The 26,031-nt window shown below is 70.7% G+C and carries 27 protein-coding genes; 25 read left to right on the forward strand and 2 right to left on the reverse strand.

All coding sequences use genetic code 11. The features are described 5' to 3' along the window. The first annotated feature begins 19 nt into the window (after window positions 1–19). The 6 genes from GY24_RS06825 to GY24_RS06850 all read left to right on the forward strand — a co-directional run bounded on the left by GY24_RS06825 (window position 20) and on the right by GY24_RS06850 (window position 5,702). Complete coding sequence (locus GY24_RS06825) at window positions 20–1,168, forward strand: histidinol-phosphate transaminase (RefSeq protein WP_104474960.1); 1,149 nt, start codon at window positions 20–22, stop codon at window positions 1,166–1,168. A 9-nt stretch (window positions 1,169–1,177) separates the two neighbouring features. Continuing rightward, a complete protein-coding gene (gene hisB, locus GY24_RS06830) occupies window positions 1,178–1,789 on the forward strand; it encodes an imidazoleglycerol-phosphate dehydratase HisB (protein WP_104474961.1) in 612 nt (203 codons plus the stop codon). Next, on the forward strand, window positions 1,786–2,427 hold the full coding sequence (gene hisH / locus GY24_RS06835; protein WP_083364465.1) for an imidazole glycerol phosphate synthase subunit HisH: 642 nt from the start codon (window positions 1,786–1,788) through the stop codon (window positions 2,425–2,427). Before hisB ends, hisH begins: the two co-directional genes overlap by 4 nt. A gap of 111 nt (window positions 2,428–2,538) precedes the next feature. Further along, window positions 2,539–3,285 (forward strand): bifunctional 1-(5-phosphoribosyl)-5-((5-phosphoribosylamino)methylideneamino)imidazole-4-carboxamide isomerase/phosphoribosylanthranilate isomerase PriA, encoded by a 747-nt coding sequence (priA, locus tag GY24_RS06840; RefSeq protein WP_083364464.1) that lies wholly within the window; start codon window positions 2,539–2,541, stop codon window positions 3,283–3,285. 17 nt (window positions 3,286–3,302) lie between these two features. Continuing rightward, a complete protein-coding gene (locus GY24_RS06845; protein ID WP_104474962.1) occupies window positions 3,303–4,145 on the forward strand; it encodes an SseB family protein in 843 nt (280 codons plus the stop codon). Between the two features lie 75 nt (window positions 4,146–4,220). Next, entirely contained in the window at window positions 4,221–5,702 is a 1,482-nt protein-coding gene (locus tag GY24_RS06850; RefSeq protein ID WP_233279239.1) for a pyridoxal phosphate-dependent decarboxylase family protein, read from the forward strand. Between the two features lie 70 nt (window positions 5,703–5,772). Here GY24_RS06850 and GY24_RS06855 read toward each other — a convergent pair whose 3' ends face one another. Next, window positions 5,773–6,153 carry a DUF1844 domain-containing protein gene (locus GY24_RS06855; protein WP_104474964.1) on the reverse strand — a complete coding sequence of 127 codons (381 nt, stop codon included), beginning with the start codon at window positions 6,151–6,153 and terminating at the stop codon, window positions 5,773–5,775. A 266-nt stretch (window positions 6,154–6,419) separates the two neighbouring features. Between GY24_RS06855 and infC the strand changes: the two genes are divergently transcribed. From infC to GY24_RS06945, 18 genes are all read left to right on the forward strand, one after another. Continuing rightward, window positions 6,420–7,016, forward strand: a complete 597-nt coding sequence (gene infC, locus GY24_RS06860; protein WP_083364460.1) for a translation initiation factor IF-3 — start codon at window positions 6,420–6,422, stop codon at window positions 7,014–7,016. Beyond that, complete coding sequence (gene rpmI / locus GY24_RS06865; protein ID WP_047406521.1) at window positions 7,009–7,203, forward strand: 50S ribosomal protein L35; 195 nt, start codon at window positions 7,009–7,011, stop codon at window positions 7,201–7,203. The genes infC and rpmI overlap by 8 nt, the downstream gene beginning before the upstream one ends. A gap of 44 nt (window positions 7,204–7,247) precedes the next feature. Further along, window positions 7,248–7,640 (forward strand): 50S ribosomal protein L20, encoded by a 393-nt coding sequence (rplT, locus tag GY24_RS06870; protein WP_083364459.1) that lies wholly within the window; start codon window positions 7,248–7,250, stop codon window positions 7,638–7,640. Window positions 7,641–7,713: 73 nt separating this feature from the next. Further along, window positions 7,714–8,526: a TrmH family RNA methyltransferase gene (locus GY24_RS06875; RefSeq protein WP_104474965.1), complete on the forward strand. Its 813-nt coding sequence runs from the start codon at window positions 7,714–7,716 to the stop codon at window positions 8,524–8,526. Window positions 8,527–8,630: 104 nt separating this feature from the next. Beyond that, complete coding sequence (locus GY24_RS06880; protein ID WP_083364457.1) at window positions 8,631–9,431, forward strand: amino acid ABC transporter ATP-binding protein; 801 nt, start codon at window positions 8,631–8,633, stop codon at window positions 9,429–9,431. A gap of 81 nt (window positions 9,432–9,512) precedes the next feature. Continuing rightward, window positions 9,513–10,388 (forward strand): glutamate ABC transporter substrate-binding protein, encoded by an 876-nt coding sequence (locus GY24_RS06885; RefSeq protein WP_407662153.1) that lies wholly within the window; start codon window positions 9,513–9,515, stop codon window positions 10,386–10,388. 95 nt (window positions 10,389–10,483) lie between these two features. Then, on the forward strand, window positions 10,484–11,131 hold the full coding sequence (locus tag GY24_RS06890) for an amino acid ABC transporter permease (protein ID WP_104474966.1): 648 nt from the start codon (window positions 10,484–10,486) through the stop codon (window positions 11,129–11,131). Next, window positions 11,128–12,075: an amino acid ABC transporter permease gene (locus tag GY24_RS06895; RefSeq protein WP_104474967.1), complete on the forward strand. Its 948-nt coding sequence runs from the start codon at window positions 11,128–11,130 to the stop codon at window positions 12,073–12,075. The genes GY24_RS06890 and GY24_RS06895 overlap by 4 nt, the downstream gene beginning before the upstream one ends. 44 nt (window positions 12,076–12,119) lie before the next feature. Next, window positions 12,120–13,190 carry a phenylalanine--tRNA ligase subunit alpha gene (gene pheS, locus GY24_RS06900; RefSeq protein ID WP_407662154.1) on the forward strand — a complete coding sequence of 357 codons (1,071 nt, stop codon included), beginning with the start codon at window positions 12,120–12,122 and terminating at the stop codon, window positions 13,188–13,190. A gap of 2 nt (window positions 13,191–13,192) precedes the next feature. Beyond that, entirely contained in the window at window positions 13,193–15,718 is a 2,526-nt protein-coding gene (gene pheT / locus GY24_RS06905) for a phenylalanine--tRNA ligase subunit beta (protein ID WP_104474968.1), read from the forward strand. A gap of 178 nt (window positions 15,719–15,896) precedes the next feature. Next, window positions 15,897–16,334, forward strand: coding sequence for a DUF1801 domain-containing protein (locus GY24_RS06910; protein WP_202972921.1), 438 nt, complete (start codon window positions 15,897–15,899; stop codon window positions 16,332–16,334). 225 nt (window positions 16,335–16,559) lie between these two features. Continuing rightward, complete coding sequence (gene argC / locus GY24_RS06915; RefSeq protein WP_104474969.1) at window positions 16,560–17,609, forward strand: N-acetyl-gamma-glutamyl-phosphate reductase; 1,050 nt, start codon at window positions 16,560–16,562, stop codon at window positions 17,607–17,609. Continuing rightward, window positions 17,606–18,757, forward strand: coding sequence for a bifunctional glutamate N-acetyltransferase/amino-acid acetyltransferase ArgJ (argJ, locus tag GY24_RS06920; protein WP_104474970.1), 1,152 nt, complete (start codon window positions 17,606–17,608; stop codon window positions 18,755–18,757). The genes argC and argJ overlap by 4 nt, the downstream gene beginning before the upstream one ends. A 14-nt stretch (window positions 18,758–18,771) precedes the next feature. Continuing rightward, window positions 18,772–19,731, forward strand: a complete 960-nt coding sequence (gene argB / locus GY24_RS06925; RefSeq protein WP_407662155.1) for an acetylglutamate kinase — start codon at window positions 18,772–18,774, stop codon at window positions 19,729–19,731. Further along, window positions 19,728–20,930, forward strand: a complete 1,203-nt coding sequence (locus GY24_RS06930) for an acetylornithine transaminase (RefSeq protein WP_104474972.1) — start codon at window positions 19,728–19,730, stop codon at window positions 20,928–20,930. The genes argB and GY24_RS06930 overlap by 4 nt, the downstream gene beginning before the upstream one ends. Continuing rightward, window positions 20,927–21,856 (forward strand): ornithine carbamoyltransferase, encoded by a 930-nt coding sequence (gene argF / locus GY24_RS06935; protein ID WP_104474973.1) that lies wholly within the window; start codon window positions 20,927–20,929, stop codon window positions 21,854–21,856. Before GY24_RS06930 ends, argF begins: the two co-directional genes overlap by 4 nt. 39 nt (window positions 21,857–21,895) lie before the next feature. Then, window positions 21,896–23,374, forward strand: a complete 1,479-nt coding sequence (argH, locus tag GY24_RS06940) for an argininosuccinate lyase (protein WP_104474974.1) — start codon at window positions 21,896–21,898, stop codon at window positions 23,372–23,374. 17 nt (window positions 23,375–23,391) lie between these two features. Then, on the forward strand, window positions 23,392–24,012 hold the full coding sequence (locus GY24_RS06945; protein ID WP_104474975.1) for a DNA-3-methyladenine glycosylase: 621 nt from the start codon (window positions 23,392–23,394) through the stop codon (window positions 24,010–24,012). A gap of 23 nt (window positions 24,013–24,035) precedes the next feature. On the opposite strand, the gene GY24_RS06950 is transcribed toward GY24_RS06945, so the two are convergent. Continuing rightward, a complete protein-coding gene (locus GY24_RS06950) occupies window positions 24,036–25,070 on the reverse strand; it encodes an agmatine deiminase family protein (protein WP_104474976.1) in 1,035 nt (344 codons plus the stop codon). A gap of 106 nt (window positions 25,071–25,176) precedes the next feature. On the opposite strand from GY24_RS06950, the gene GY24_RS06955 reads away from it, so the two are divergent. Continuing rightward, window positions 25,177–25,794, forward strand: coding sequence for a TetR/AcrR family transcriptional regulator (locus GY24_RS06955; RefSeq protein WP_104474977.1), 618 nt, complete (start codon window positions 25,177–25,179; stop codon window positions 25,792–25,794). The last annotated feature ends 237 nt before the right edge of the window (window positions 25,795–26,031 follow it).

Here is a 26,031-nt window from a genome sequence, read left to right on the forward strand (position 1 = left end):
CTCCCCATAGACTCGTACGGTGACGAATCTCAGCGATCTCCCCCTCCGTGACGACCTTGTCGGGCAGCAGCCGTACGGCGCCCCGCAGGCCGTCGTCCCCGTTGCCCTCAACGTCAACGAGAACAGCCACGGCATCCCGGAGGATGTCGCCCACGACATCGTGGCCCGCGTCGCCGCGGCCGTGCTCAGCGTGAACCGCTACCCGGATCGCGAGTTCACGGAGCTGCGCGAGAGCTTCGCCCGCTACCTCGGCCACGGCCTCGACGCCGCCAACATCTGGGCGGCGAACGGCTCCAACGAGGTGCTGCAGCACATCCTGCAGGCCTTCGGCGGCCCCGGCCGCACCCTGCTCAGCTTCACCCCCACCTATTCGATGTACCCGCTGCTCGCCTCCGGCACCGGAACGGAGTGGATCGGCGTGCCGCGCGCCGCCGACTACACGATCAGCCCGGAGAGTGCCGCCGCGGCCGTGCGCGAGCACCAGCCCAACCTCATCTTCCTCTGCTCCCCGAACAACCCCACCGGCACGCCGCTGCCGCTGGCCGTCATCGAGGCCGTCTACGAGGCCAGCCAGTATGACGACGGCGCCGCGATCGTCGTCGTCGACGAGGCGTACGCCGAGTTCTCGCCGGAGGGCACGCCGAGCGCGCTCGGCCTCCTGCCCGGCCGGCCGCGCCTGCTCGTCTCGCGCACCATGAGCAAGGCCTTCGCCTTCGCCGGCGCCCGGGTCGGCTACCTGGCCGCAGACCCGGCCGTCACCGACGCGCTGCGCCTGGTGCGCCTCCCGTACCACCTGTCCGCCTTCACGCAGGCCGCGGCCAACGCCGCGCTGGCACACTCCGCCGAGATGCTCGGCATGGTCGGCGAGATCCGGGTGCAGCGCGACCGCCTCGTGCGGGAGCTCGGCGCGCTCGGCTACGAGCCATACGAGAGCGCGAGCAACTTCGTGCTGTTCGGGGGTGTGGCCGACCCGCACGCCGTCTTCGAGGCGCTGCTGGACCGCGGCATCCTGATCCGCGAGGTCAGCCTGCCCGGTCAGATGCGCGTCACGGCCGGGACCGAGGCCGAGACGAGCGCGTTCCTGACCGCGCTGGCCGAGATCGGCCCCGACGGCCGCGGTTCCGGCGGGCCCGGCGGGGCAGCGTCACAGGCCCCCGGCGGTGAATAGAATCAAGGTATGAGCCCTTCTGCGCCCCGTACCGCCTCGATTCGCCGCGAGACCAGCGAGTCCAGCATCGAGCTGTCGATCAACCTGGACGGAACCGGCGTCGCCGACATCCAGACCTCCGTCCCGTTCTACGATCACCTGCTCACGGCGTTTGCGAAGCACTCGCTGACCGACCTCACGGTGCGCGCCCACGGCGACACCGAGATCGACGTGCACCACACGGTCGAGGACATCGGCATCGCGCTCGGTTTCGCGATCCGCGAGGCGCTCGGCGACAAGAGCGGCATCTCCCGGTACGGCGACGCCCTCGTCCCGCTCGACGAGGCGCTCGTCCAGGCCGTCGTCGACATCTCCGGCCGCCCCTACCTCGTGCACAGCGGCGAGCCCGCCGGCTTCGAGTACCACCTCATCGGCGGCCACTTCACCGGCTCGATGGTGCGGCACGTCTTCGAGGCCATCACCTACAACGCGGCCCTCACCGTGCACATCACCGTGCTGGGCGGCCGCGACGCGCACCACATCGCCGAGGCCGAGTTCAAGGCCTTCGCGCGCGCCTTCCGCCAGGCCAAGGCCGTCGACCCGCTCGTCGTCGGCATCCCCTCCACCAAGGGCGCGCTGTGAGCGCACCCAGCGTCGTCGTCCTCGACTACGGAACCGGCAATGTGCACTCGGCCGTCAAGGCCCTGGAGCTTGCCGGCGCCGACGTCACCCTGACGGCGGACCGCAAGCTCGCCCAGGAGGCCGACGGCCTGCTGGTTCCCGGTGTCGGGGCGTTCAGCGCGGTGATGAGCGCGCTGCGCGCCGTGCGCGGCGACGAGATCATCGACCGGCGCCTCGGCGGCGGCCGCCCCGTGATGGGCATCTGCGTCGGCATGCAGGTCCTGTTCGAGCACGGCGTCGAGCGCGGCGTCGACACGGAGGGCCTCGGCGAGTGGCCGGGCGCCGTCACCGAGCTGCCGGCCGAGGTGCTGCCGCACATGGGCTGGAACACGATCGAGACCGGCGAGAACTCCGTGCTGTTCAACGGCGTCGAGGACGAGCGCTTCTACTTCGTGCACTCCTACGCCGCCCAGAGCTGGACGCTCGACGTCATGCCGCCCTTCCCCGAGCCGAGCCTGAGCTGGGCGGAGCACGGCGGGCGCTTCCTCGCAGCGGTCGAGAACGGGCCGCTCTCCGCCACGCAATTCCACCCGGAGAAGTCGGGGGATGCCGGCATCCGTCTGTTGAAGAACTGGCTGGACTCCCTGCGCTCAGCCTGAGCAAAATCGCCCCGCCAGGTCCGGGGGCGCGCAGCGTCAGACGCCGAGCGCGTAGTATCAACTGTTTGTGTCGGCCGCCCGAACGTGGCGGCCATCGAGTCAAGGACAATCATGAGTGAGTTCAACAAGACCCCGCGTCTTGTGCTTCTGCCCGCTGTTGACATCGCCGGCGGAAAGGCCGTGCGCCTGACCCAGGGCGAGGCCGGCACCGAGACCAACTACGGCGACCCCGTCGACGCCGCGGCCGACTGGGCCGCCCAGGGCGCCGAGTGGATCCACCTGGTCGACCTCGACGCCGCGTTCGGCCGGGGCAACAACCACAGCGTGGTCAAGAAGGTGCTGCGCCAGGTCAAGGGCGTGCACATCGAGCTGTCCGGCGGCATCCGCGACGACGCCTCGCTGGAATCCGCCCTCGACATGGGCGCCAAGCGCATCAACCTCGGCACCGCCGCGCTGGAGAACCCCGAGTGGGCCGCCAGCGTCATCGCCCAGTACGGCGACGCCATCGCCGTCGGCCTCGACGTGCGCGGCACCACGCTGGCCGCCCGCGGCTGGACGCAGGACGGCGGCGACCTCTGGTCCGTGCTGGACCGCCTGGAGAGCGCCGGCTGTGCCCGCTACGTCGTCACCGACGTGACCAAGGACGGCACCCTGCAGGGGCCGAACATCGAACTGCTCAAGCAGGTCATGGCGCGCACCCACCGCCCCGTCGTCGCCTCCGGCGGCATCTCCAACCTCGACGACATCGCGGCCCTGCGCCAGCTCGTCCCCGGCGGCCTCGAGGGCGCCATCGTCGGCAAGGCGCTCTACGCGGGCGCATTCACGCTGGCCGAGGCGCTGGACGTCGCGAGCGACTGAACCGGATCGAGCAGCCCGTGCCCACGCAGCCCGAACCAAAGCGACCCGACCCGACGCCGGCCGACCCGGCGCAGCCGGAGCCCGGTGCAGCGCCGCAGCTCCCCGCGCACCTCGCCGACTCCGCCGGCCAGCCCTGGGCCGGCCGCAGCTTCGACGAGAACACGCACGCAGAGGATGACGGCTCCGCGCCGCCGGAGTTGCTGGACGCCCTCGCCCGCTTCCGGGCGGGGGAGCACGGGCAGGCGGGCGTCGTCGACGCCCTGCGCGGCGCCCGGCTGCTGATCCCGCTCGTCGCCCACCTCGGCGAGGCCGGCGAGAACGAGCACGGCCACACCATCGACAAGAGCCAGGAGCTCTCGATCGTCACCGTCGCCGGACCGGACGGCCGCAACGTGCTGCCCGTGTTCAGCTCGGTACAGGCGATGGCCAGGTGGAACCCGCAGGCCAGGCCCGTGCCGGCCGACGGCGTGCGCGTCGCGCTGGCCGCCGCCAGCGAGAACACCGACCTCGTCGTGCTCGACCCGCTCTCGCCGACCGAGTTCGCGCTGCGCCGCCCCGCCCTCTGGGCGATCGCGCAGGCGCAGCCGTGGCGGCCGAGCTTCGAGTCCGGCGCGGTGCTCGAGGCCTTCCAGCACTCGGTGCGCACCGAGCTCTCCGTGCTCTCCGTCACCCTCGTGCCCGGCGACCCCGGCGCGGTGCTGGCCGGCCCAGAGCTGATCGTGCGGCTCGAGCTCGTCGACGGCCTCACCCGGGAGCTGCTTGACGCGACCCTCGCCCGGCTCGCGCAGCGCTGGGCCGCCAGCGACGTCATCGCCACGCAGGTCGACTCGCTCACGGTGAAGCTGGTCCGCTCCGCCTGAGCCGCGCCGTTGACGGGCCGGGGGAGCGGGCGGAGAATCGGGGGAGCGCGCCGCGCGCAGAATCCAGGTCTCCGGATGGACACACCTCAGCCTCCCCGCACCCCGACGGATCCCGGCATCCCGATGGATCCAGGCACCCCGCTGGATGCCGTTCCGCTCAGTGGGGGCACCCAGACAGCCCCGGCACCGACGGCGGCCTACGACGCGGTGCTGGACACCGCCGCCGGCGTGGCCAGACGCTGGCTGGACGGCGTCTTCAGCCGCCCGATCCCCGCCGCCCACGACATCGACCAGGTGAAGGCCGCCATCGGCCGGGAGCTGCCGCCGCACGGGCTCGAGGCCGAGTCCGTGATCGAGCAGCTCGCTGCAGCGGTCGAGCCGGGGCTGATGGCGAGCCAGTCCGGCCGCTTCTTCGGCTGGGTGATGGGCGGCACCTATCCGGTCGCCCTCGCCGCCGACTGGCTGGTGAGCGCCTGGGACCAGAACGCGGGGATGCGCGACGCGACACCCGGCGTGATCGCCGCGGAGGAGCTGGCGGGCGAGTGGCTGCTGCAGCTGCTCGGCCTGCCGGGCGGCGCCGACGTCGGTTTCGTGACGGGTGCGACGGCCGCCAACTTCGTCGGGATGGCCGCCGGCCGCCAGCACGTGCTCGAGCAGGCAGGCTGGGACGTGAACCGCGACGGCCTGAGCGGCGCCCCGCGCATCCGCCTCATCGCCGGGGCAGAGCGGCACGGCGCGGTCGATCTCGCCGCACGCTACCTCGGCCTCGGCGAGGCCACCCTGGTTCCTGCGGACGCCCACGGCCGGATCAGCATCGCCGGGCTCGCGCGGGCGCTCGGCGAGGGGAGCGGCCCGACGATCGTCTGCCTGCAGGCGGGGAACATCCACTCCGGGGCGTTCGACGACTTCGCCGCGGCATCCGCCCTGTGCCGGGCCGCCGGCGCCTGGCAGCACGTCGACGGCGCTTTCGGGCTCTGGGCGGGCGCGGCCCCCGGTCTCCGTCACCTGACCGCCGGGTACGAGCTCGCCGACTCCTGGGCGACCGACGCCCACAAGACCCTCAACGTGCCCTACGACTGCGGGGTGGCGATCGTCGCCCGCCCCACCGCGCTGCACACGGCATTCGGCGTGCACGCGAGCTACCTGCTCGCGCCGGCGGCCGGGGCCGACCCGTTCGAGAAGGTGCCGGAGATGTCGCGCCGCGCACGCGGCGTCCCCCTCTTGGCCACCCTGCGCTGGCTCGGCCGCGACGGCGTCGAGCAGCTCGTCACCGGACTCGCTCAGAACGCGAGCAGACTCGCGGAGGAGCTCGCGGCGCTGCCCGGCGTCCGCATCCTCAACGATGTCGTGTTCACCCAGGTCTGCATGGCGATGCAGGATGACGAGGCGACCACGGCACTGGGGGAGCGCTTGCTGGCAGAGGGCCGCGTGTTGGCCTCGCCGTCGCACTGGCAGGATCGGGCCGTGCTGCGGTTCTCGGTGAGCAACTGGGCGACGGATGCCGACGAGGTGCGCGCCACGGTCGACGCCGTGCGGGCGGCGCTGCCGCCGCGCTGAGCCTCTCGCTCCGCGCGGCCGCGCACCGTCCTGGCGTGGCGGCCTGGTTGAGGCCGCCGGGTGTGGCCGCCTAGTTGACGGGGCCGGTGTACTTCTCGCCCGGGCCCTGGCCGATGGCATCCGGGATGACGGAGGCCTCGCGGAAGGCCAGCTGCAGGGAGCGCAGGCCGTCGCGCAGGCTGCGGGCGTGCATGTCGCTGATCTCCGGGGCGGCGGCGGTGATCAGGCCGGCAAGGGCGTTGATGAGTTTGCGCGCCTCGTCCAGGTCCTGCTGCGTCTCGGGGTCGTCGGCCAGGCCGCACTTGACGGCGGCCGCGCTCATCAGGTGCACGGCGGTGGTCGTGATGACCTCAACCGCTGGCACGTCTGCGATGTCACGGGTGGCCTCAGCGGCCTGTGCTGCTGCGGCGTCCTCGTCGAATGCCGGGTTTTCATCAAAATTATTGCTCAAGGCATTCCTCTGCTAGGCTCATCTGGGCTACGGAGCGAATGCTCCGTGACGAAAGTGGATATTCTCCCACCCGCGCTTGACCGCTTCACTAGGTTACCGGGTAGTTAGCACTCCGTTTTCCCGCAGAACAGTTTCGACTGGGGCGCGGGAGAGCAGCCAGGGTGCAGCAAGAAAGCTCGTGTTCGCACGAGTGGTCTTTGCGTGAATCTCTCCTCTTCGTCCGTCACAGGGCATCCGCACTGTGGCAGTGGCTGAATCTTGAGTAGATGGAGACTCGCATCACCGATCCCCGTACAAACGACCGCATCCGAGTGCCAGAGGTCCGCCTCGTCGGCCCTGGTGGCGAGCAGGTCGGCGTCGTCAAAATTGAGGTCGCACTGCGCATGGCGCAGGAGGCTGACCTCGATCTCGTTGAGGTTGCCCCCAACTCGAAGCCCCCCGTGGCCAAGATCATGGATTTCGGCAAGTTCAAGTACGAGGCTGCGCAGAAGGCGAAGGAAGCCCGTCGCAACCAGGCGAACACGATCCTCAAAGAGGTCCGGTTCCGTCTCAAGATTGACAAGCACGACTACGAGACCAAGATGAAGCGCGCCATCGGCTTCCTCCAGGGCGGCGACAAGGTCAAAGCAATGATCTTGTTCCGTGGTCGCGAGCAGTCCCGCCCCGATCAGGGCGTGCGCCTGCTCCAGAAATTTGCCGAAGATGTGGCGGAGTACGGTTCTGTGGAATCGACCCCCACCATCGACGGTCGAAACATGGTCATGGTCATTGGTCCTCTGAAGAACAAGTCAGAGGTCAAGGGTGAGGCCAACGCAAATCGGGCCGCGACTAAAGCGGCGAAGCAGGAGGAAAACAATGCCTAAGCAGAAGACCCACTCCGGGTCCAAGAAGCGCTTCAAGGTCACCGGCAGCGGCAAGATCATGAAGCAGCAGGCCGGAATGCGTCACAACCTCGAGGTCAAGGCCTCGAAGCGCAAGGCTCGCCTGAACCAGGACCAGGTGCTGGCTCCGGCAGACGCCAAGGTCATCAAGAAGCTTCTCGGTCGCTGATCCTCTCGATCACCCGCCGTCACACCCGTTAGGAAGAAACAAAAATGGCAAGAGTAAAGAGGGCCGTCAACGCCCACAAGAAGCGTCGGGTTATCCTCGAGCGCGCCAAGGGCTACCGCGGCCAGCGTTCGCGCCTCTACCGCAAGGCCAAAGAGCAGGTCACGCACTCGCTGGTCTACAGCTTCCGCGACCGCCGTGCCCGCAAGGGTGAGTTCCGTCGCCTGTGGATCCAGCGCATCAACGCTGCGTCGCGTGCCAACGGCATGACCTACAACCGCCTCATCCAGGGCCTCGGCCTGGCTGGCGTGCAGGTTGACCGTCGCATCCTGGCCGAGCTGGCCGTCAACGAGCCCGCCACCTTCGCTGCCCTCGTGCAGACCGCGAAGAAGGCGCTGCCCGCCGACGTCAACGCTCCCAAGGCGAAGGTCGCTGCGTAAGCATCACCATCTTGAGAAGGCCCGACACCCGCGTGGTGTCGGGCCTTTTTCGCGCTGTCGGTAGACTTGAGGCATGCTTGAAAATCCTCGTTCTCCCCGCGTTCGCTCCGTAGCCAAGTTGGCGAAGAAGGCTGCGAGGGTCGAGAGCGGATTCTTCCTGCTCGAGGGCCCGCAGGCCGTCGCCGAGGCCCTGAACTTCCGCCCGGAGCTGGTGCAGGAGCTGTTCGGCACGCCGACCGCGCTGGACCGCTACCCGGAGATCGCCCAGGCGGCCGAGGAGGCCGACGTCCCGTTCGAGTTCGTCACCGAGCAGGTGCTGAACGCGATGGCCGACACCGTCACCCCGCAGGGCTTCATCGCCGTCTGCCGCGTCTTCCCGACCGCCCTGAAGGACATCTTCGCCGGCAAGCCGAAGCTCATCGCCATCCTCGAAGAGGTCCGCGACCCCGGCAACGCAGGAACGATCATCCGGGCGGCGGATGCCGCAGGCGCCGACGCCGTGATCCTGACCGGCCGCTCCGTCGACCTGTACAACCCCAAGGTGGTCCGCTCCACCACCGGCAGCCTGTTCCACCTGCCGATCGCCATCGACGTCGAGCTGGAGGACGTGCGCCTCCGCGTGCGCGAGGCCGGCCTGCAGCTGATCGCCGCCGACATCAAGGGCGAGGACATGCTCGAGGTGCGTGCCACCGGTCTGCTGGCCGAGCCGACCGCCTGGCTGTTCGGCAACGAGGCCCGCGGCCTCACCGAGGAGAAGCTGGCGCTGGCCGAGCGCTCCGTCATGGTGCCGATCTACGGTCAGGCCGAGTCGATGAACCTGGCGACCGCGGCATCCGTCTGCCTCTACGAGTCCGCCTTCGCCCAGCGCAGCGCCAGCGACCGGTAACGGCGTCCCCGCAGCCGCGGCCCGCGGCTGCGGCCCCGTAACAGTTGTGTAACCACCCCCCGAAGGGGTGATGCAACAGGGGTCTGTGTCCCTATGTTGGGGGTATGGATTCAAATCCGAAGAAAGCCCGCCTGGAGCCCGCCACCTCGAACATCGCCGTTCGACGCGGCGAGCCCCTCGTGGTCATCGACAACGTCAACAAGCACTTCGGTGAGCTGCACGTTCTGAAGAACATCAACACGACCGTCGCGCGCGGCGAGGTCGTGGTGGTGATCGGGCCGAGCGGGTCAGGCAAGTCGACGCTCTGTCGCGCCATCAACCGGCTCGAGACCATCGACTCCGGCTCCATCACGATCGACGGTGAGCACCTGCCGGAGGAGGGCGCCGAGCTCGCCCGGCTGCGTGCCGACGTCGGCATGGTTTTCCAGTCGTTCAACCTGTTCTCGCACAAGACCGTGCTGGAGAACGTGACCCTCGCGCCGATCAAGGTGAAGAAGCTCCCCAAGGCACAGGCCAAGCAGAAGGCCATGGAGCTGCTTGAGCGGGTGGGCGTCGCCAACCAGGCCGGCAAGATGCCCGCCCAGCTCTCCGGCGGCCAGCAGCAGCGCGTCGCCATCGCCCGCTCGCTGGCGATGAGCCCGAAGCTGATCCTGATGGACGAGCCGACCAGCGCCCTCGACCCCGAGATGATCAACGAGGTGCTCGATGTGATGATCGGCCTCGCCAAGGACGGCATGACGATGATCGTCGTCACCCACGAGATGGGCTTCGCCCGCAAAGCCGCCGACCGCGTGCTGTTCATGGCCGACGGCGAGATCGTCGAGGAGGCCACCCCCGAGAACTTCTTCTCGAACCCGCAGTCGCATCGCGCGCAGGACTTCCTCTCCAAGATCCTCGAACACTGAGACCCCGGCGCTGAGCGCACGCGAAGACCCCCACCCACACCCGAAACGCCACCCACCATGAATCACCCAGACGAAATGAGGATGAACATGAAGAAGAGAATGCCCCTGATCGCCCTAGCTGCGGCCAGCGTTCTCGCTCTCGCCGCGTGCGCGAGCGGTGACACCGGATCGACCGACGGTGGCGAGAGCGCGGCCCCCGCGCCCACCTTCGCCGAGGGAACGACCATGGCCGCGCTGGCGGATGCCGGCACGATGACCGTCGGCACGAAGTTCGACCAGCCCCTCTTCGGGTTGATCAACCTGGACGGCGAGCCGGAGGGCTTCGACGTCGAGATCGCGAAGATCATCGCGAAGGGCCTCGGCATCGCACCGGAGAACATCCAGTGGAAGGAGGCCGTCTCCGCCAACCGCGAGCCGTTCATCGAGAACGGCGAGGTCGACATCGTCGTCGCCACCTACACGATCAACGACAAGCGCAAGGAAGTCGTCGACTTCGCCGGCCCGTACTACCTGGCCGGGCAGTCGATCCTGGTGCTGGCCGACAACGACACGATCAAGAGCGAAGACGACCTCGTCGGGCAGAACGTGTGCTCGGTGACCGGCTCGACGCCGGCGCAGAAGCTCGCGGAGATCGGCGCGATCCCGTTCCTCACCGACACGTACACGAACTGCCTGGAGCCGCTGCGGAGCGGTGACGTGGTCGCCGTCAGCACCGACAACGTGATCCTCGCCGGCCTGGCCGCGCAGAACGAGGGCGAGTTCAAGGTCGTCGGCAAACCGTTCACGGAGGAGCCGTACGGAATCGGCCTGAAGAAGGACGACACCGAGTTCTGCACCTTCATCAACGAGACCCTCGAGGCCGCGTACGCAGACGGCTCCTACGAGGAGGCCTGGAACTCGACCGCGGGAACGGTCCTTCCCTACGTCGACCCGCCGGCCGTCGAGCCCTGCAGCTGATCGCGGCCGCAGCCGACCGCATCTCAGCGTGACGCGCGTGGGCCGGGCCCCGGCCCGGCCCACGCGCAACCACTCTCGCGAAAGGACTCCCGCGCATGGATGCGGTGATCGAGAACCTGCCCCGCTACTTCAGCGGGTTCGGCTACACCCTGCTGCTGCTCGTCGTCGCGGGCATCGCGGCGTTCATCATCGGCACGCTGATCGCGGCGATGCGCATCTCGCCGGTGGCCTCGCTGCGCGGCTTCGCCACCGTCTACACCGAGTTGGTGCGCAACACCCCGCTGACGCTGATCCTGTTTTTCTGCGCGTTCATCCTTCCCTACTTCGGGGTGGACTTCAGCTACCTGGTCTTCGCCATGATCGGCCTGAGCGTCTACACCTCGCCGTTCGTCGCCGAGGCGCTCCGCTCGGGCATCAACGGCGTGCCGATCGGGCAGGCCGAGGCCGCGCGCAGCGTCGGGCTGGGCTTCGGGCAGAGCGTGACGCTCGTCATCCTGCCGCAGGCGTTCCGGATGACCGTGCCGCCGCTGATCAACGTCTTCATCGCCCTCACCAAGAACACCTCCGTCGCCGGCGGCTTCTTCGTCGCGGAGCTGTTCACCATCGGCAAGGAGCTGGCGAATGACAACGGCAACGCGGTGATCGCGATCCTGCTCGGGGTCGCCACGTTCTACCTCATCATCACGGTGCCGCTCGGGCTCGTGGCCGGGCGCATCGAGAAGCGACTGGCGGTGCAGCGATGAGCGGCTCCAACGTCCTCTTCGACGCCCAGGGCCCCAAGGGCCGGCGGCTCTCGCTGATCCTCTCCGGCGTCGGGCTCCTGCTGCTCGCGGCCGGCGCCGCCTGGGTCTACTCCGTGCTCGCCGCGCCCCGCGTGGCCACCAGCGGCGTCGAGCTGCCCAGCATGCTCGACCCCAGCCGCTGGGACATCTTCCTCGACCCACGCGTCTGGAACCGGATCATCTTCGTCGGCGTCGCCAACACGCTGAAGGCGGCGAGTGTCGCCGCGGTCGGCGCCGTCGCCCTCGGTGTGGTGTTCTCCCTGCTGCGCAGCGCGCAGACCCGCTGGATCCGCATCCCCATCGCCATCATCCTGGAGTTCTTCCGCGGCATGCCGGTGCTGCTGATGATGCTGTTCATCCTGCTGGCCGGCTCGACCGGCGCATACTGGGCCGTCGTGATCGCGCTGATCCTCTACAACGGGGCGCTCATCGGCGAGGCGCTGCGGGCCGGGCTCGTCGCCCTGCCGCGCGGCCAGCGGGAGGCGGGTCTGAGCCTCGGCATGCGCCCGCTGCAGTCCCGGCTGCTCGTCGAGTTCCCGCAGGCATTCCGGCAGATGCTGCCGATCATCGTGGCCCAGCTCGTCGTGCTGCTGAAAGACACCTCGCTCGGCTTCATCGTCGGCTACCCGGAGCTCATCCGGGTGACGATGAACAACATTGCCAGCGCGGTCGGCAACCGCTACCTCTTCTCCCTGTTCTTCGTCACCCTCGTGCTCTACCTGATCATGAACCTGTCCCTGTCCTGGTTCGCCCGCTGGCTCTCCCGCCGCACCGCGAGCGGCGGGAAGGCGGGCAGGGCCGGCCGGGGGCGCAGGCGGCCGCCGGAGGATCCCAACGACGCCATGCTCAACATGCGGCAGGCCTCCACGGATGCCGCGGCCTCCGCCACCGGCGGCTCCGTCTAGCCCGCGGTGCGCCGCCCACGCGCGGCTGGGTAAACTTGGGCCTTGTGTCTGAGTCCACTGAGCTCCCTGAAGCTATAAACGCCGAAGCCGTCATCACCGAATCCACCGTCGCCGCGGCCGTCGACGCCGCACTGGCGGCGATCGAGGCCGCCGGCGACTCCGCCGCGCTGAAAGCCGTGCGCACGGCGCACACCGGCGAGGCCTCGCCGCTGGCGCAGCTGAACGCCACCCTGCGCGACGTCCCCAAAGAGCAGAAGGCCGCCCTCGGCAAGCTCGTCGGCCAGGCCCGCGGCCGTGTCGCACAGGCGTTCGCCGCCCGCGAGGAGGGCATCGTGGCCGCGGAGGCCGCCGCCCAGCTCGAGGCGGAGGCGCTGGACGTCACCGCGCTGGCCAGCCGCTACCGCCCCGGCGCCCGGCATCCGCTCACCCTGCTGCAGGATCGCGTCTGCGACGTGTTCACCGGCATGGGTTGGGAGATCGCCGAGGGGCCAGAGGTCGAGAGCGAGTGGTTCAACTTCGACGCGCTGAACTTCGACGCCGACCACCCGGCGCGCGCCATGCAGGACACCTTCTTCATCGACCCGCCGGAGTCGCACCTCGTGCTGCGCACGCACACCTCGCCGGTGCAGGTGCGCTCGATGCTCGACCGCGAGCTGCCCGTCTACGTGCTGGCCCCCGGCCGCGTCTACCGCACCGACGAGTTCGACGCCACGCACCTGCCCGTGTTCATGCAGTTCGAGGGCCTCGCCGTCGACAAGGGCCTGACCATGGCGCACCTCAAGGGCACGCTCGACCACTTCGTGAAGTCGATCTTCGGCGATGAGGCCAAGATCCGCCTGCGCCCCAGCTACTTCCCGTTCACCGAGCCGAGCGCCGAGCTCGACTTCTGGCACCCGACGTTCAAGCACGGCGCGCGCTGGATCGAGTGGGGCGGCTGCGGCATGATCAACCCCAACGTGCTGCGGGCCGCCGGCATCGACCCCGAGGTGTACTCGGGCTTCGCCTTCGGAATGGGAATCGAGCGCGGCCTCATGCTGCGCAGCGATGTACAAGACATGCGTGAAATGGTCGAGGGCGATGTGCGCTTCTCCCAGCAGTTCGGAATGGTGGTTTAGTCATGCGGGTGCCCCTGAGTTGGCTCGCGGAATTCGTCGATCTCGCACCGGGAACGACCGCTGACGACGTGCATGCCGCGCTCGTCAAGGTCGGCCTCGAGGAGGAGGAGGTCCACAGCTTCGACCTCACCGGACCAATCGTCGTCGGAGAGGTGCTCGAGTTCGTCGAGGAGCCGCAGGCCAACGGCAAGACCATCCGCTGGTGCCAGGTGCGCGTCGCACCCGACGGCCAGCAGGCCGCCGACGGCGGCGACGCCGTGCACGGCATCGTCTGCGGTGCCGGCAACTTCTTTGTCGGGGACAAGGTCGTCGTGACCCTGCCCGGTGCCGTGCTGCCCGGCCCGTTCCCGATCGCGCCGCGCAAGACCTACGGCCACGTCTCCGACGGCATGATCGCCTCGGTGCGCGAGCTCGGCATCGGCGACGACCACGACGGCATCCTGCGCCTGTCGACGCTCGGCCTGGACCCCGAGGTCGGCACCGACGCCATCGAGCTGCTCGGCCTGGCCGACGAAGCCGTCGAGATCAACGTCACGCCGGACCGCGGCTACGCCTTCTCGATCCGCGGCGTCGCCCGCGAGTACTCGCACGCGACCGGGGCCGCCTTCCGCGACCCCGCTGCGCACGGCCAGCTCGCCCCGAGCGCCGACGGCGGCTTCCCGGTGACCTTCGCCGACGACGCCCCGATCCATGGCCGCCCCGGCGTCTCCGTGTTCTCCACGCGCGTCGTGCGCGGCATCGACCCGACCCGGCCGACCCCGCCGTGGATGGTGGCCCGGCTCAAGCTCGCCGGCATCCGCTCGATCTCGCTGCCCGTGGACATCACCAACTACGTGATGCTCGAGCTCGGCCAGCCGACCCACGGCTACGACCTCGACAAGCTCTCCGGCGGCATCGTCGTGCGCCGCGCCGCCGCGGGGGAGAAGATCACCACCCTCGACGAGCAGGAGCGCGCGCTGCACATCGAGGACCTGCTCATCACCGACGACAGCGGCGCCATCGGCATCGCCGGCGTCATGGGCGGGGCCAGCACCGAGATCAGCGACACGACGCGCAATGTGCTCGTCGAGGCTGCCAACTTCGACCCGGTCACCGTCGCGCGCTCGGCGCGCCGGCACAAGCTGCCGAGCGAGGCCGCGAAGCGCTTCGAGCGCGGCGTCGACCCGCGGATCGCGGCGGCGGCGACCTCCCGGGTGGCGCAGCTGCTCGTCGACCTGGCCGGCGGCACCGCGGATGACGCGGGCTCGCTGACCGGCGAGGCTGCAGGCGCCGCCGCCATCCTGCTGCCCGACGGCTACGTCTCCGGGCTCATCGGCGTCGACTACACCGAGGACGAGATCCGCGGATCGCTGGCCGAGGTCGGCGGCACCATCGCCGAGACCGACGGCGGCCTGCTGGTCACCCCGCCGAGCTGGCGCCCCGACGTGACCGACAAGTCCGACCTGGCCGAAGAGGTCGCCCGCATCGTCGGCTACGAGCGCATCCCCTCGGTGCTGCCCGTCGCCCCCGCCGGGCACGGCCTCACCCGCGAGCAGCGCATCCGCCGCACCGTGGCCGACGCCCTGGCCGCGGCCGGCTCGACCGAGATCATCGCGTTCCCGTTCCTGCCGAAGGCGCAGAACGACCTCTTCGGCACGGCCGAGGCGGCCGAGGTGCCGCAGATCAAGGTGGCGAACGCGCTCGACGCGAGCGCCCCGTACCTGCGCACCACGCTGCTGCCCGGCCTGATCGAGGCCGCCAAGCGCAACCTGTCCCGCGGCCTCACGGACGTCGCGCTGTACGAGCTCGGCCTCGTCTTCACCCCGGAGGAGGGTGCGGCCTACGGTCAGGCCACGCTGCCGGCCGGCACGCAGCGTCCGAGCGCGGAGCAGCTCGCTGAGCTGAACGCCGGCATCCCGCCGCAGCCGCGCCACGTCGGCGCGCTCATCGTGGGCAACGTCGTGCGCAAGCAGCCCGGCCAGAGCGCCGTCGCCGCCGGCATCGCCGATGCCCTCGCTATCGTCGCCCAGATCGCCCTCGCCACCGGCGCGGACATCGAGATCGTGCAGGGCCGCCACAAGGCCATGCACCCCGGCCGCACGGCCGAGCTGCGCGTCGCCGGCCAGGCCGTCGGCTTCGCCGGCGAGCTGCTGCCGCAGATCGCAGCGGACGCGGACCTGCCGCGCGTGGTCGCCGTCGTCGAGCTCGACCTGGACGCCGTGATCGCACTCGCGAAGCCCGTCGTGGAGGCCGCCGAGATCGGCACCTTCCCGGCCGCGACGCAGGACCTCACCCTTCTGGTCGACGCGTCCGTGCCCGCTGCCGCGGTGTTGTCCGCCGTGCGCGAGGGCGCAGGCGCGCTGCTCGAGGAACTGCACCTGGTCGACGACTACCGCGGCGCCGGCCTCGAAGAGGGGCAGAAGAGCCTCACCTTCGCGCTGCGCTTCCGGGCAAGCGACCGCACGCTCACCGCGGCGGAGGCGAGCGAGGCCAAGGTGGCCGGTGCCGCCCGCGCCGCCGAGCTGCTCGGCGCCGCGACCCGCGAGTAGCCGCAGCATCTGAACGACGGAGGGGCGCCGCGCTGCGGCGCCCCTCCGTCGTCTCTGGGCCGCTCGTCTGTGCCGCTCGGCGGTGGTGGCTTCGGTCGCTGGCGCTCCCTCGAGCCAACGGGAGGGGGAAGCAGCGGGAACCGGAGACAGCGGCACCCCCGAGTGCCAGAATGGCTGCATGAGCGAGAGCGCAAACACCGTGATGGTGCCGACGACGGCATCCGTCGACGAGTTCCTCGACCGTGCGGAGCCCGCCGGCCGCCGCGAGGACGCCTACGTGCTGAAGTCGATGCTCGACCGGATCACGGGCGTGCCCGCGGTGATGTGGGGGCCGAGCATCGTCGGCTACGGCAGCTACCACTACCGCTACGCCAGCGGGCGCGAGGGCGACTCCCCGTTGATCGGCTTCTCGCCGCGCAAGGCCTCGATGTCGCTCTACCTCGACCGGTACCCCGGCAGCGAGGAGCTGCTCGACCGTCTCGGCCCGAACAAGCGCGGCGCCGGCTGCGTTTGGGTCGGCCGATTCGACAAGCTCGACCTGGCCGTGCTCGAGGAGCTCTACGCCGAGAGCTGGCGCCGCGGCATCTCCGGGATCGGGCTGCCGTACGAGGGTTGAGCTCACTCGGCGCAATCGAGTTTGCCGCCCGCCCGCGGGGCGCGATAGGCTCACGACATGCTTTCCGCTCGGCGCACCCCCCTCGCACTGGCCATCCCCGCCGTGCCTGCGCTGCGTCGACGCCGGGCCGACCGCCGAATCTAGGCGGCGCTTGCGTGACCCTTCGTGGAGTCTGACGTGGCGTCGCCGTCGCAACCTCGTCGTCCACTCACGTAAGGCAACAGAATGACATTCGCGGTCGCGGTAGCCGGGGCATCCGGCTACGCAGGCGGAGAACTCCTCCGCATCCTCTCCCAACACCCCGACTTCGAGGTGCGCACGGTCACGGCGCACTCGAACGCCGGCCAGCAGCTGGTCGACGTGCAGCCACACCTGCGCAGTCTCGCCCACCTCACCCTCGTCGACACCACGCCGGAGAACCTCGCCGGCCACGACGTCGTCTTCCTCGCCCTGCCGCACGGGAAGTCCGGCGAGCTCACCGCCCACCTCGACGCCGACACACTCGTCGTCGACTGCGGCGCCGACCACCGGCTGGAGAGCGAGTCCGACTGGGCGGCGTTCTACGGCGGCGACTTCTACGGCGCCTGGAGCTACGGCGTGCCCGAGCTGCTGGTCGACGGGGGAGCGGCCAAGCAGCGCGAGCGGCTCGCCGGCACCCGCCGCATCGCCGCCCCCGGCTGCAACGCCAGCACCGTCGCCCTCTCGCTCGCGCCCGGCATCCGCTCCGGCGTCATCGAGTCCGCCGACATCGTCTCGGTGCTCGCCGTCGGCCCGTCCGGCGCGGGCAAGGCGCTGAAGACCAACCTGCTCGCCGCCGAGATCCTCGGCTCCGCCAGCCCGTACGCCGTCGGCGGCACCCACCGGCACATCCCCGAGATCCAGCAGGCGCTGCGCGGCGCGGGCGCCGTCGACCCGACCGTGTCGTTCACCCCGGTGCTCGTGCCCATGGCGCGCGGCATCCTGGCCACCTCGACCGCCCGCGTCGTTCCGGGCACGGATGCCGCAACGGTACGCGCCGCCTGGGAGGCCGCCTACGCCGACGAGCCGTTCGTGCACCTGCTTCCGGCCGGCCAGATGCCGCGCACCGCCGACACCGTCGGCGCCAACACCATCCTGCTCGGCCTCGCCGTCGACGAGGCCGCCGGCCGCGTCGTCGTCGTCGCCGCCATCGACAACCTGGTCAAGGGCACCGCCGGTGCCGCCATCCAGTCCGCCAACATCGCCCTCGGCCTGCCCGAGACCGCCGGTCTCGCCCTGAATGGAGTCGCCCCGTGAGTGTCACAACCCCCCTCGGATTCGACGCGGCCGGCATCGCCGCCGGCATCAAGAGCTCCGGAGCGCCGGACCTCGCCCTCATCGTGAACCGCGGGCCCTCGCAGGCCGCGGCGGCCGTCTTCACCAGCAACCGGGCGCAGGCCAACCCGATCATCTGGTCGAAGGAGGTCATCAAAGACGGCACCGTCTCGGCCATCGTGCTGAACTCCGGCGGCGCCAACTGCTTCACCGGAAGCCAGGGCTTCCAGGTCACCCACCGCACCGCCGAGGCCGTCGCCGCCGCCCTCGACGTCTCCGCCGGCGACGTGCTCGTCTGCTCCACCGGCCTGATCGGCGACCAGCTGAACGTCGAGGTGCTCGCCGCGGGCGTCGCAACGGCCGCCGCCGCGCTCGGCGCCGACGGCGGCGACGACGCGGCCCGCGCCATCATGACCACCGACTCGGTGCCGAAGACGGCCAGCATCAGCCAGGACGGCTGGAGCATCGGCGGCATCGCCAAGGGCGCCGGCATGCTCGCGCCCGGCCTCGCCACGATGCTCGTCGTCATCACCACCGACGCCCTGCTCGACGCGGCCTCCCTCGAGGCGGCGCTCCGCGCCTCCACCCGCGTCACCTTCGACCGGCTCGACTCCGACGGCTGCATGTCGACCAACGACCAGGTCAGCCTGCTCTCCTCCGGCGCCTCCGGGGTCACCCCCGACCTCACCGCGTTCACCGCCGCCCTCACCGTGCTCTGCCGCGAGCTCGCCCTCAAGCTGCAAGCGGACGCCGAGGGCGCCAGCCACAACATCGCCATCGAGGTCGTCGGCGCGCTCAGCGAGGACGAAGCCGTCGAGGTCGGACGCTCCGTCGCCCGCAACAACCTCTTCAAGGCCGCCATCTTCGGCAACGACCCCAACTGGGGCCGCGTGCTGGCCGCGATCGGAACCACGCAGGCCGCCTTCGACCCGTACAACGTCGACGTGTCGATGAACGGGGTGCGCGTCTGCCACGCCGGCGAGCCCGACCAGCCGCGCGAGCTCGTCGACCTGAGCCCGCGCGACACCCGCGTGCTCATCGAGCTGCACGTCGGCGCGGCATCCGCCACCATCTTCACCAACGACCTCACGCACGACTACGTGCACGAGAACAGCGCGTACTCGAGCTGATGATGGGCGAGAGCGTGAAATCTACAGAAGAGCTGGAGCTGATCCAGGCCGACGCCGCCGTCAAGGCGGCCACACTGATCGAGGCGCTGCCCTGGCTCAAGCGCTTCCACGAGCAGATCATCGTGGTCAAGTTCGGCGGCAACGCCATGGTCAGCGAGGAGCTGCAGCGCGCCTTCGCCGAGGACATGGTCTACCTCCGCTACGCCGGCATCCGGCCCGTCGTCGTGCACGGCGGCGGCCCGCAGATCTCGGCCATGCTGGAGAAGCTCGGCATCCAGAGCGAGTTCCGCGGCGGTTACCGGGTGACCACGCCGGAGACCATGGAGGTGGTGCGCATGGTGCTCACCGGCCAGGTCAACCGCGAGCTGGTCAGCCACATCAACGAGCACGGCCCGCTGGCCGCCGGGCTCTCCGGTGAGGACGCCGGCCTGTTCCAGGGCCGCCGCCGCGGTGCCATCGTCGACGGCGAAGAGGTCGACCTCGGCCTCGTCGGCGACGTCATCGCCGTGGACCCCGCCGCGGTGCACGCCCAGATCGAGGCCGGCCGCATCCCCGTCATCTCCTCGATCGCGCCCGACGTCGCGGTGCCGGGCCAGTCGCTCAACGTCAACGCGGACTCCGCCGCGGCGGCGCTGGCGGTCGCCCTCGGCGCCGCCAAGCTCGTCATCCTCACCGACGTCGCCGGCCTGTACCGCGACTGGCCGGACCGCGACTCGCTCGTCTCCGTCATCGACGTGCCCGAGCTGCGCGAGCTGCTGCCCACGCTCGAGTCGGGCATGATCCCAAAGATGGCCGCCTGCCTGGAGGCCGTCGAAGGCGGCGTCTCCAAGGCCGCCATCATCGACGGACGGGTGCCGCACTCGATCCTGCTCGAGATCTTCACCCAGAGCGGCATCGGCACCGAGGTCGTGCTGCCAGAGAACATTGACGCCGCGGATGCCGCAGGCACCACAACGCAAGGAGCACCGGCATGACCGACTGGCAGCAACGATCCGCGAACCGCATGATGCGCACCTTCGGGGCGCCCATGGCGATGCTCGTGCGCGGCCAGGGTACCCGGGTCTGGGACGACGCGGGCAACGAGTACCTCGACTTCCTCGCCGGCATCGCCGTCAACGCGCTCGGCCACGCCCACCCGGTCTTCGTCGACGCGCTCACCCGCCAGGCGTCCACGATCGCGCACGTCTCCAACTACTTCGCCTCCCCGCCCCAGCTTGAGCTCGCCGAGCGGCTGGCCCGGCTGAGCGGAGCGGGCGAGGAGGGCCGCGTCTTCTTCAGCAACTCCGGCGCCGAGGCCAACGAGGCCGCATTCAAGCTCGCCCGCCTGCACGGCGGCGCGAGCCGGCCGCGCATCATCGCGCTTACCGACGCCTTCCACGGCCGCACCCTGGGCAGCCTGGCGCTGACCGGCAAGTCTGCGATGCGTGCCCCGTTCGAACCGATGCCCGGCGGGGTCGAGCACATCGACAGCACGATCGAGGCGCTCGAGGCCGCGATGGGCGACGACGTCGCCGCCGTGTTCCTCGAGCCGATCAAGGGCGAGGCCGGCGTGCTCCCGCTGCCGGAGGGCTACCTCGAGGCGGCCCGCGAGGTCACCAGCCGCCACGGCGCGCTGCTCATCATCGACGAGATCCAGACCGGGGCAGGCCGCACGGGGGAGTGGTTCGCCTTCCAGCACGCCGGCATCACCCCGGACGCCATCACCGTGGCCAAGGGCATCGGCGGCGGCGTGCCGATCGGCGCCCTGATTACCTTCGGCGCGGCATCCGAGCTGTTCGGCCCCGGCCACCACGGCAGCACCTTCGGCGGCAACCCGCTGATGACGGCGACCGCGAACGCCGTCCTCGGCGAGATCGAGCGCGCCGGCCTGGTGCGGAACGCCGCCGAGCGGGGCGCCGAGCTGCGGTCCGCGATCGCGTCGATCGGCTCGCCCCACATCGTCGGCATCCGCGGCAAGGGCCTGCTGCTCGGCGTCGCGCTCAGCGAGCCGCGCGCCGGCGGGCTGACCGCCGCCGCCATGGCCGAGGGCCTCATCGTCAACGCCGCCAACCCGAGCACCATCCGCCTGGCGCCGCCGCTCACCATCGACAGCGCCGACATCACCGAGTTCACGGCGCGCTTCGGCCGCGCCCTCGCCACTCTCGACACCCCCACCGAAAGCGACGCATCATGACCCGCCACTTCCTCCGCGACGACGACGTGACCCCCGCCGAGCAGGCCGAGATCCTCCAGCTGGCCCTCGAGCTGAAGAAGGACCGCTTTGCCGAGAAGCCGCTCGCCGGCCCGCAGACGGTCGCCGTCATCTTCGACAAGTCCTCCACCCGCACCCGGGTCTCCTTCGCGGTCGGCATCGCCGACCTGGGCGGCACGCCGCTGATCATCTCCACCGCCAACAGCCAGCTCGGCGGCAAGGAGACGCCGTCCGACACGGCGCGCGTGCTCGAGCGCATGGTCGCGGCCATCGTCTGGCGCACCTACGGCCAGGCCGGCCTCACCGAGATGGCCGAGGGCACCACCGTCCCGGTGATCAACGCGCTCTCCGACGACTTCCACCCCTGCCAGCTGCTGGCCGACCTGCTCACCATCACCGAGAAGCGCGGCGCGCTGGCCGGGCTCACGCTGACCTTCCTCGGTGACGGCGCCTGCAACATGGCGCAGTCCTACCTGCTGGCCGGCGCCACAGCCGGAATGCACGTGCGCATCGCCTCGCCGGCCGGCTACACGCCGAGCGAGCAGGTGGTGGCGGATGCCGCCGCCATCGCCGCACAGACCGGCGGCTCCGTCGCCCTCTTCACCGACCCGGTCGCCGCCGTCAGCGGATCCGACGTCGTCGTCACCGACACCTGGGTGTCGATGGGCAAGGAGGAGGAGAAGGCGGCCCGCGTGGCCGAGCTCGGCGCCTACCGGGTGGACAGCGAGCTGATGGCGCACGCGGCATCCGACGCCCTCTTCATGCACTGCCTGCCGGCCGACCGCGGCTACGAGGTCACCGCCGAGGTCATCGACGGGCCGCAGAGCATCATCTGGGACGAGGCGGAGAACCGCCTGCACGCCCAGAAGGCGCTCATGGTCTGGCTGCTCGCCCAGAACGCCAGCTAGCGCGCGCCCGACCTCCCACCGACCAGAAAAGCGAATGCCATGAGCAACGACCTCAGCAAGAACACCCCGAGCGGCGCCATCGACGGCGTAGGCGAGACGACAGAAGGAGCCCTCTGGGGCGCCCGCTTCGCCGGCGGCCCCTCGCCGGAGCTCGCCCGGCTCAGCAAGTCGACCCACTTCGACTGGCAGCTGGCCGAGTACGACATTGCCGGCTCGAAGGCGCACGCCCAGGCACTGGCCGCGGCCGGCTACCTCGACGACGCCGAGCTGGCCGGCATGCTCGCCGCCCTCGACGAGCTGCTGCACAAGGTGCAGGGCGGCCAGTTCCTGCCCGCCGAGAGCGATGAGGACGTGCACGGCGCCCTCGAGCGCGGCCTGATCGAGATCGCCGGCAGCGAGCTCGGCGGCAAACTGCGCGCCGGCCGCAGCCGCAACGACCAGATCGCCACCTTCATCCGGATGCTGCTGCGCGACCACTCGGTCACCGTCTCCCGGCTGCTGATCGACCTGATCGACGCCCTCGCCGCGCAGGCCGCCGCCCACCCGGCCGCGATCATGCCCGGCCGCACCCACCTGCAGCACGCCCAGCCGGTGCTGCTCTCGCACCACCTGCTCGCACACTGCTGGCCGCTGGTGCGCGACCTGGACCGCCTCGCCGACTGGAACCGCCGCGCCGACTTCTCGCCGTACGGCTCCGGCGCCCTCGCCGGCAACACGCTCGGCCTGGACGCCGGCCTGGTGGCATCCGTGCTCGGCTTCGGCGGCGTCGTCGAGAACTCGATCGACGGCACGGCCAGCCGCGACCTGGTCGCCGAGTTCAGCTACGTGCTCGCCCAGATCGGCATCGACCTGTCCAGGCTGTCCGAGGAGATCATCCTCTGGAACACCCGCGAGTTCGACTTCGTCACGCTCGACGACGCCTACTCGACCGGCTCGTCGATCATGCCGCAGAAGAAGAACCCGGACATCGCCGAGCTCGCCCGCGGCAAGTCCGGCCGGCTGATCGGCAACCACACCGGCCTGCTCGCCACCCTCAAGGGGCTGCCGCTGGCCTACAACCGCGACCTGCAGGAGGACAAGGAGCCCGTCTTCGACTCCCTGCAGAACCTCGAGGTGCTGCTGCCGGCGTTCACCGGCATGGTCGCCACGCTCCGCTTCCACACGGAGCGGATGGCCGAGCTCGCGCCGCAGGGCTTCTCGCTGGCGACGGATGTCGCCGAGTGGCTGGTCAAGCAGCACGTGCCGTTCCGCGACGCCCACGAGATCACCGGCGCCATGGTCAAGTTCTGCGAGGACCGCGGCCTGGAGCTGCACGAGATCGATGACGCCGCACTCGTCACGATTGACCCGCGGCTCACGCCGGAGGTGCGCTCGGTGCTCAGCATCGAGGGCTCGGTGAACAGCCGCGACGGCCTGGCCGGCACCGCCCCGGTGCGGGTCGCCGAGCAGCTGGCCGCCCTCACCGCCCGGGTGCGCGGCTTCGCGCAGGCCCTGCCGAGCGGCAACACGACCCTCTGACAGACACGGAGTCCGACATGCAGGCGCCAGCCGGTGTGCCCCGAGCGTTCTTTGCTCGGGATGCCACCGTGCTGGCGCCTCTGCTGTTGGGGGCCGTGGTCCGGCACAGCACGGCCGAGGGCACCGTCGCGGTGCGGCTGAGCGAGGTGGAGGCATACCGCGGCAACGGCGAGGACCCTGGATCGCACGCGCACCGCGGCGTGACGCCCCGCACCCGCGTGATGTTCGGCCCGCCGGCGCACCTCTACGCCTACTTCAGCTACGGCATGCACGTCTGCGCGAACATCGTCTGCGCGCCGGACGGGCAGGCGGCCGGACTGCTGCTGCGCGGCGGCGCGGTGGTGGAGGGGCTGGAGCTGGCCCGGCTGCGGCGGCCGACGGCAGCGACCGACCGGGAGCTGGCCCGCGGGCCGGCCCGACTCGCGTCCGCGCTCGGCATCCGGCTGGAGCAGAGCGGCGCCGACCTGCTCGCGCCGCCGTTCAGCATCGAGCTGCCGGCGAGTCCGGCGGTCTTCGCCACCACGGCCCGCACCGGGGTCGGTGGCGAGGGCGGGGGAGCGGCATTCCCGTGGCGCTTCTACCTCCCGGGCGACCCGACCGTCTCACCGTACAAGCGGCACCCCAAGCGAGCGCCCTAGGCGGGGCGTGCGGGGCAGAGTAGTCAGCGGGGCAGGGCCGGCTGCTGCTGGGTGATGCAGTGGATGCCGCCGCCGCGGGCGAAGATCGGCCGGGATTCGACCGTGACCACCCGGCGCCCGGGGTAGGCCTCAGCGAGGATCGCGCGGGCGGTCGCATCCGCGGCCTCCTCGCCGAAGCCGCACGCGATCACGCCGTCGTTGACGACCAGGTGGTTCACGTAGCTCCAGTCGACGAATCCCTCGCCGTCGCGGAGGGTCGCCGGGGCGGGCAGGTCGAGGATCTCCCACGCGCGCCCGGCGGCATCCGTCGTCTCGGCGAGCAACCCGCGGAGCTCGCGGGTCAGGGCGTGGTCCGGGTGGGCGGGGTCCCGCTGCTCGTGCAGCAGCAACCGGCCGGGCGAGGGGATCGTGGCCACGATGTCGACGTGTCCGCGGGTGCCGAAGTCGTCGTAGTCGCGGGTCAGTCCGCGGGGCAGCCAGATCGGGTGCGTCGCGCCGATCGTGCGCGCCAGCTCGGCCTCGACCCTGGCCTTGTCGAGAAACGGGTTGCGGCCGGGGTCCAGCTGCACGGTCTCGGTGAGGAGCACGGTGCCCTCCCCGTCGACGTGGATGCCGCCGCCCTCGTTGACGAGGGTCGAGCTGATCAGCTCGGCCCCGAGGTGTGCCGTGACAATCCGGGCCACCTGGGCGGACGTGCCCCACTCCGCCCAGTGCGGGGCGCCCCAGCCGTTGAAGACCCAGTCGACCGCGCCGAGCACGGTGGGGCGCCCGTCGTCGACGACGAAGCTCGGGCCGAAGTCGCGCATCCAGAACTCGTCCAGCGGCGCCTCGAGGATCTCGATCTCGCTGCCGAGCATGCGCCGGGCGCGGGCCATCTCGCTCGGGTCGACCACCATGGTCACCGGCTCGAAGCCGGCGACGGCGTGCGCAACCTCCGTCCAGCTGCCGAAGCATTCCTCGGCCGCTGCGCTCGTCTCGCCCAGGGTGATGCCCGCACGGGGGAACGCCATCCAGGTGCGCTCGTGCCGGGTGGTCTCCGACGGCATCCGCCAACTCATGTGCCTGCCTCCTTCGTCCGCCAGCGGACGAGCTGCGTCACACCGGACCGCCCTTGTTGATCAGGCGATCAACAATTGACCCGACAGTACATAGAATGGTCCGACCATGTCAAGACCTCCATCCACGCGGGGCGCGCGCAAGCCGCCGGCCGAGCGCAGCGCCGAGATCACAGACGCCGCGCGGGCGCTCGCGCTCGAGAGCGGGCTCGCGGCGGTCACGCTCCGCGCACTGGCCCAGCGGGTCGGTGTCACCTCGGCCCTGATCGCCCACTACGAGCCGAGCATGGATGCCCTGGTCGCGCGCACCTTCGGCGACATCGTGGCGGGCGAGCTCGCCGAGATCGTCGCGCTGACTGGCGCGCTGACCCCGCGCGAGCGACTCAAGCTGCTCGTGCAGACCGTCTCGGACGGCAGCCGCACCGACGTCACCGTGGTCTGGGTGGATGCCTGGGCGCTCGGGCGCCGCAACGAGCAGCTCGCCGCGAGCGTGCGCGAGCAGATGGACGCGTGGCAGGGCGTGCTGCAGGCCACCTTCACCGCGGGCGCCCGCGCCGGCGACTTCTCGGCCGCCGACCCGGCGCAGCTCGCCTGGCTGGTGCTCGGTCTCATTGACGGCCTGAACGCCCAGTCGCTCGTGCGCTGGGGCGGGGCGAGCGATCGCGGCGACCTCGTCGCGCGCACGATCGCGGTGCTGGTCGGCCTGCCGGCCGATGCCCTGAGCTGATTCCGCGCCCGGCGGCGAGCGCAACCGGCGGCGAGCGCAACCCGCGGCGAGCGCAACCCGCGGCGAGCGCAACCCGCGACGAGCTCAGCCGAGGGCGAGCCGCACGAGCACCGCGCAGGCGCTGGCCCAGAGCAGGCTGGCCAGGGTGCCGATGATGAACCGCTCCCTGGCCTCCGCGGCGGCGAGCTCGGTGAAGCGGCCGAGGCCCTTGACCGCGATCACGATCGCCAGCGCCTC

Source organism: Microterricola pindariensis (assembly GCF_002936985.1).
GTDB lineage: Bacteria > Actinomycetota > Actinomycetes > Actinomycetales > Microbacteriaceae > Microterricola > Microterricola pindariensis.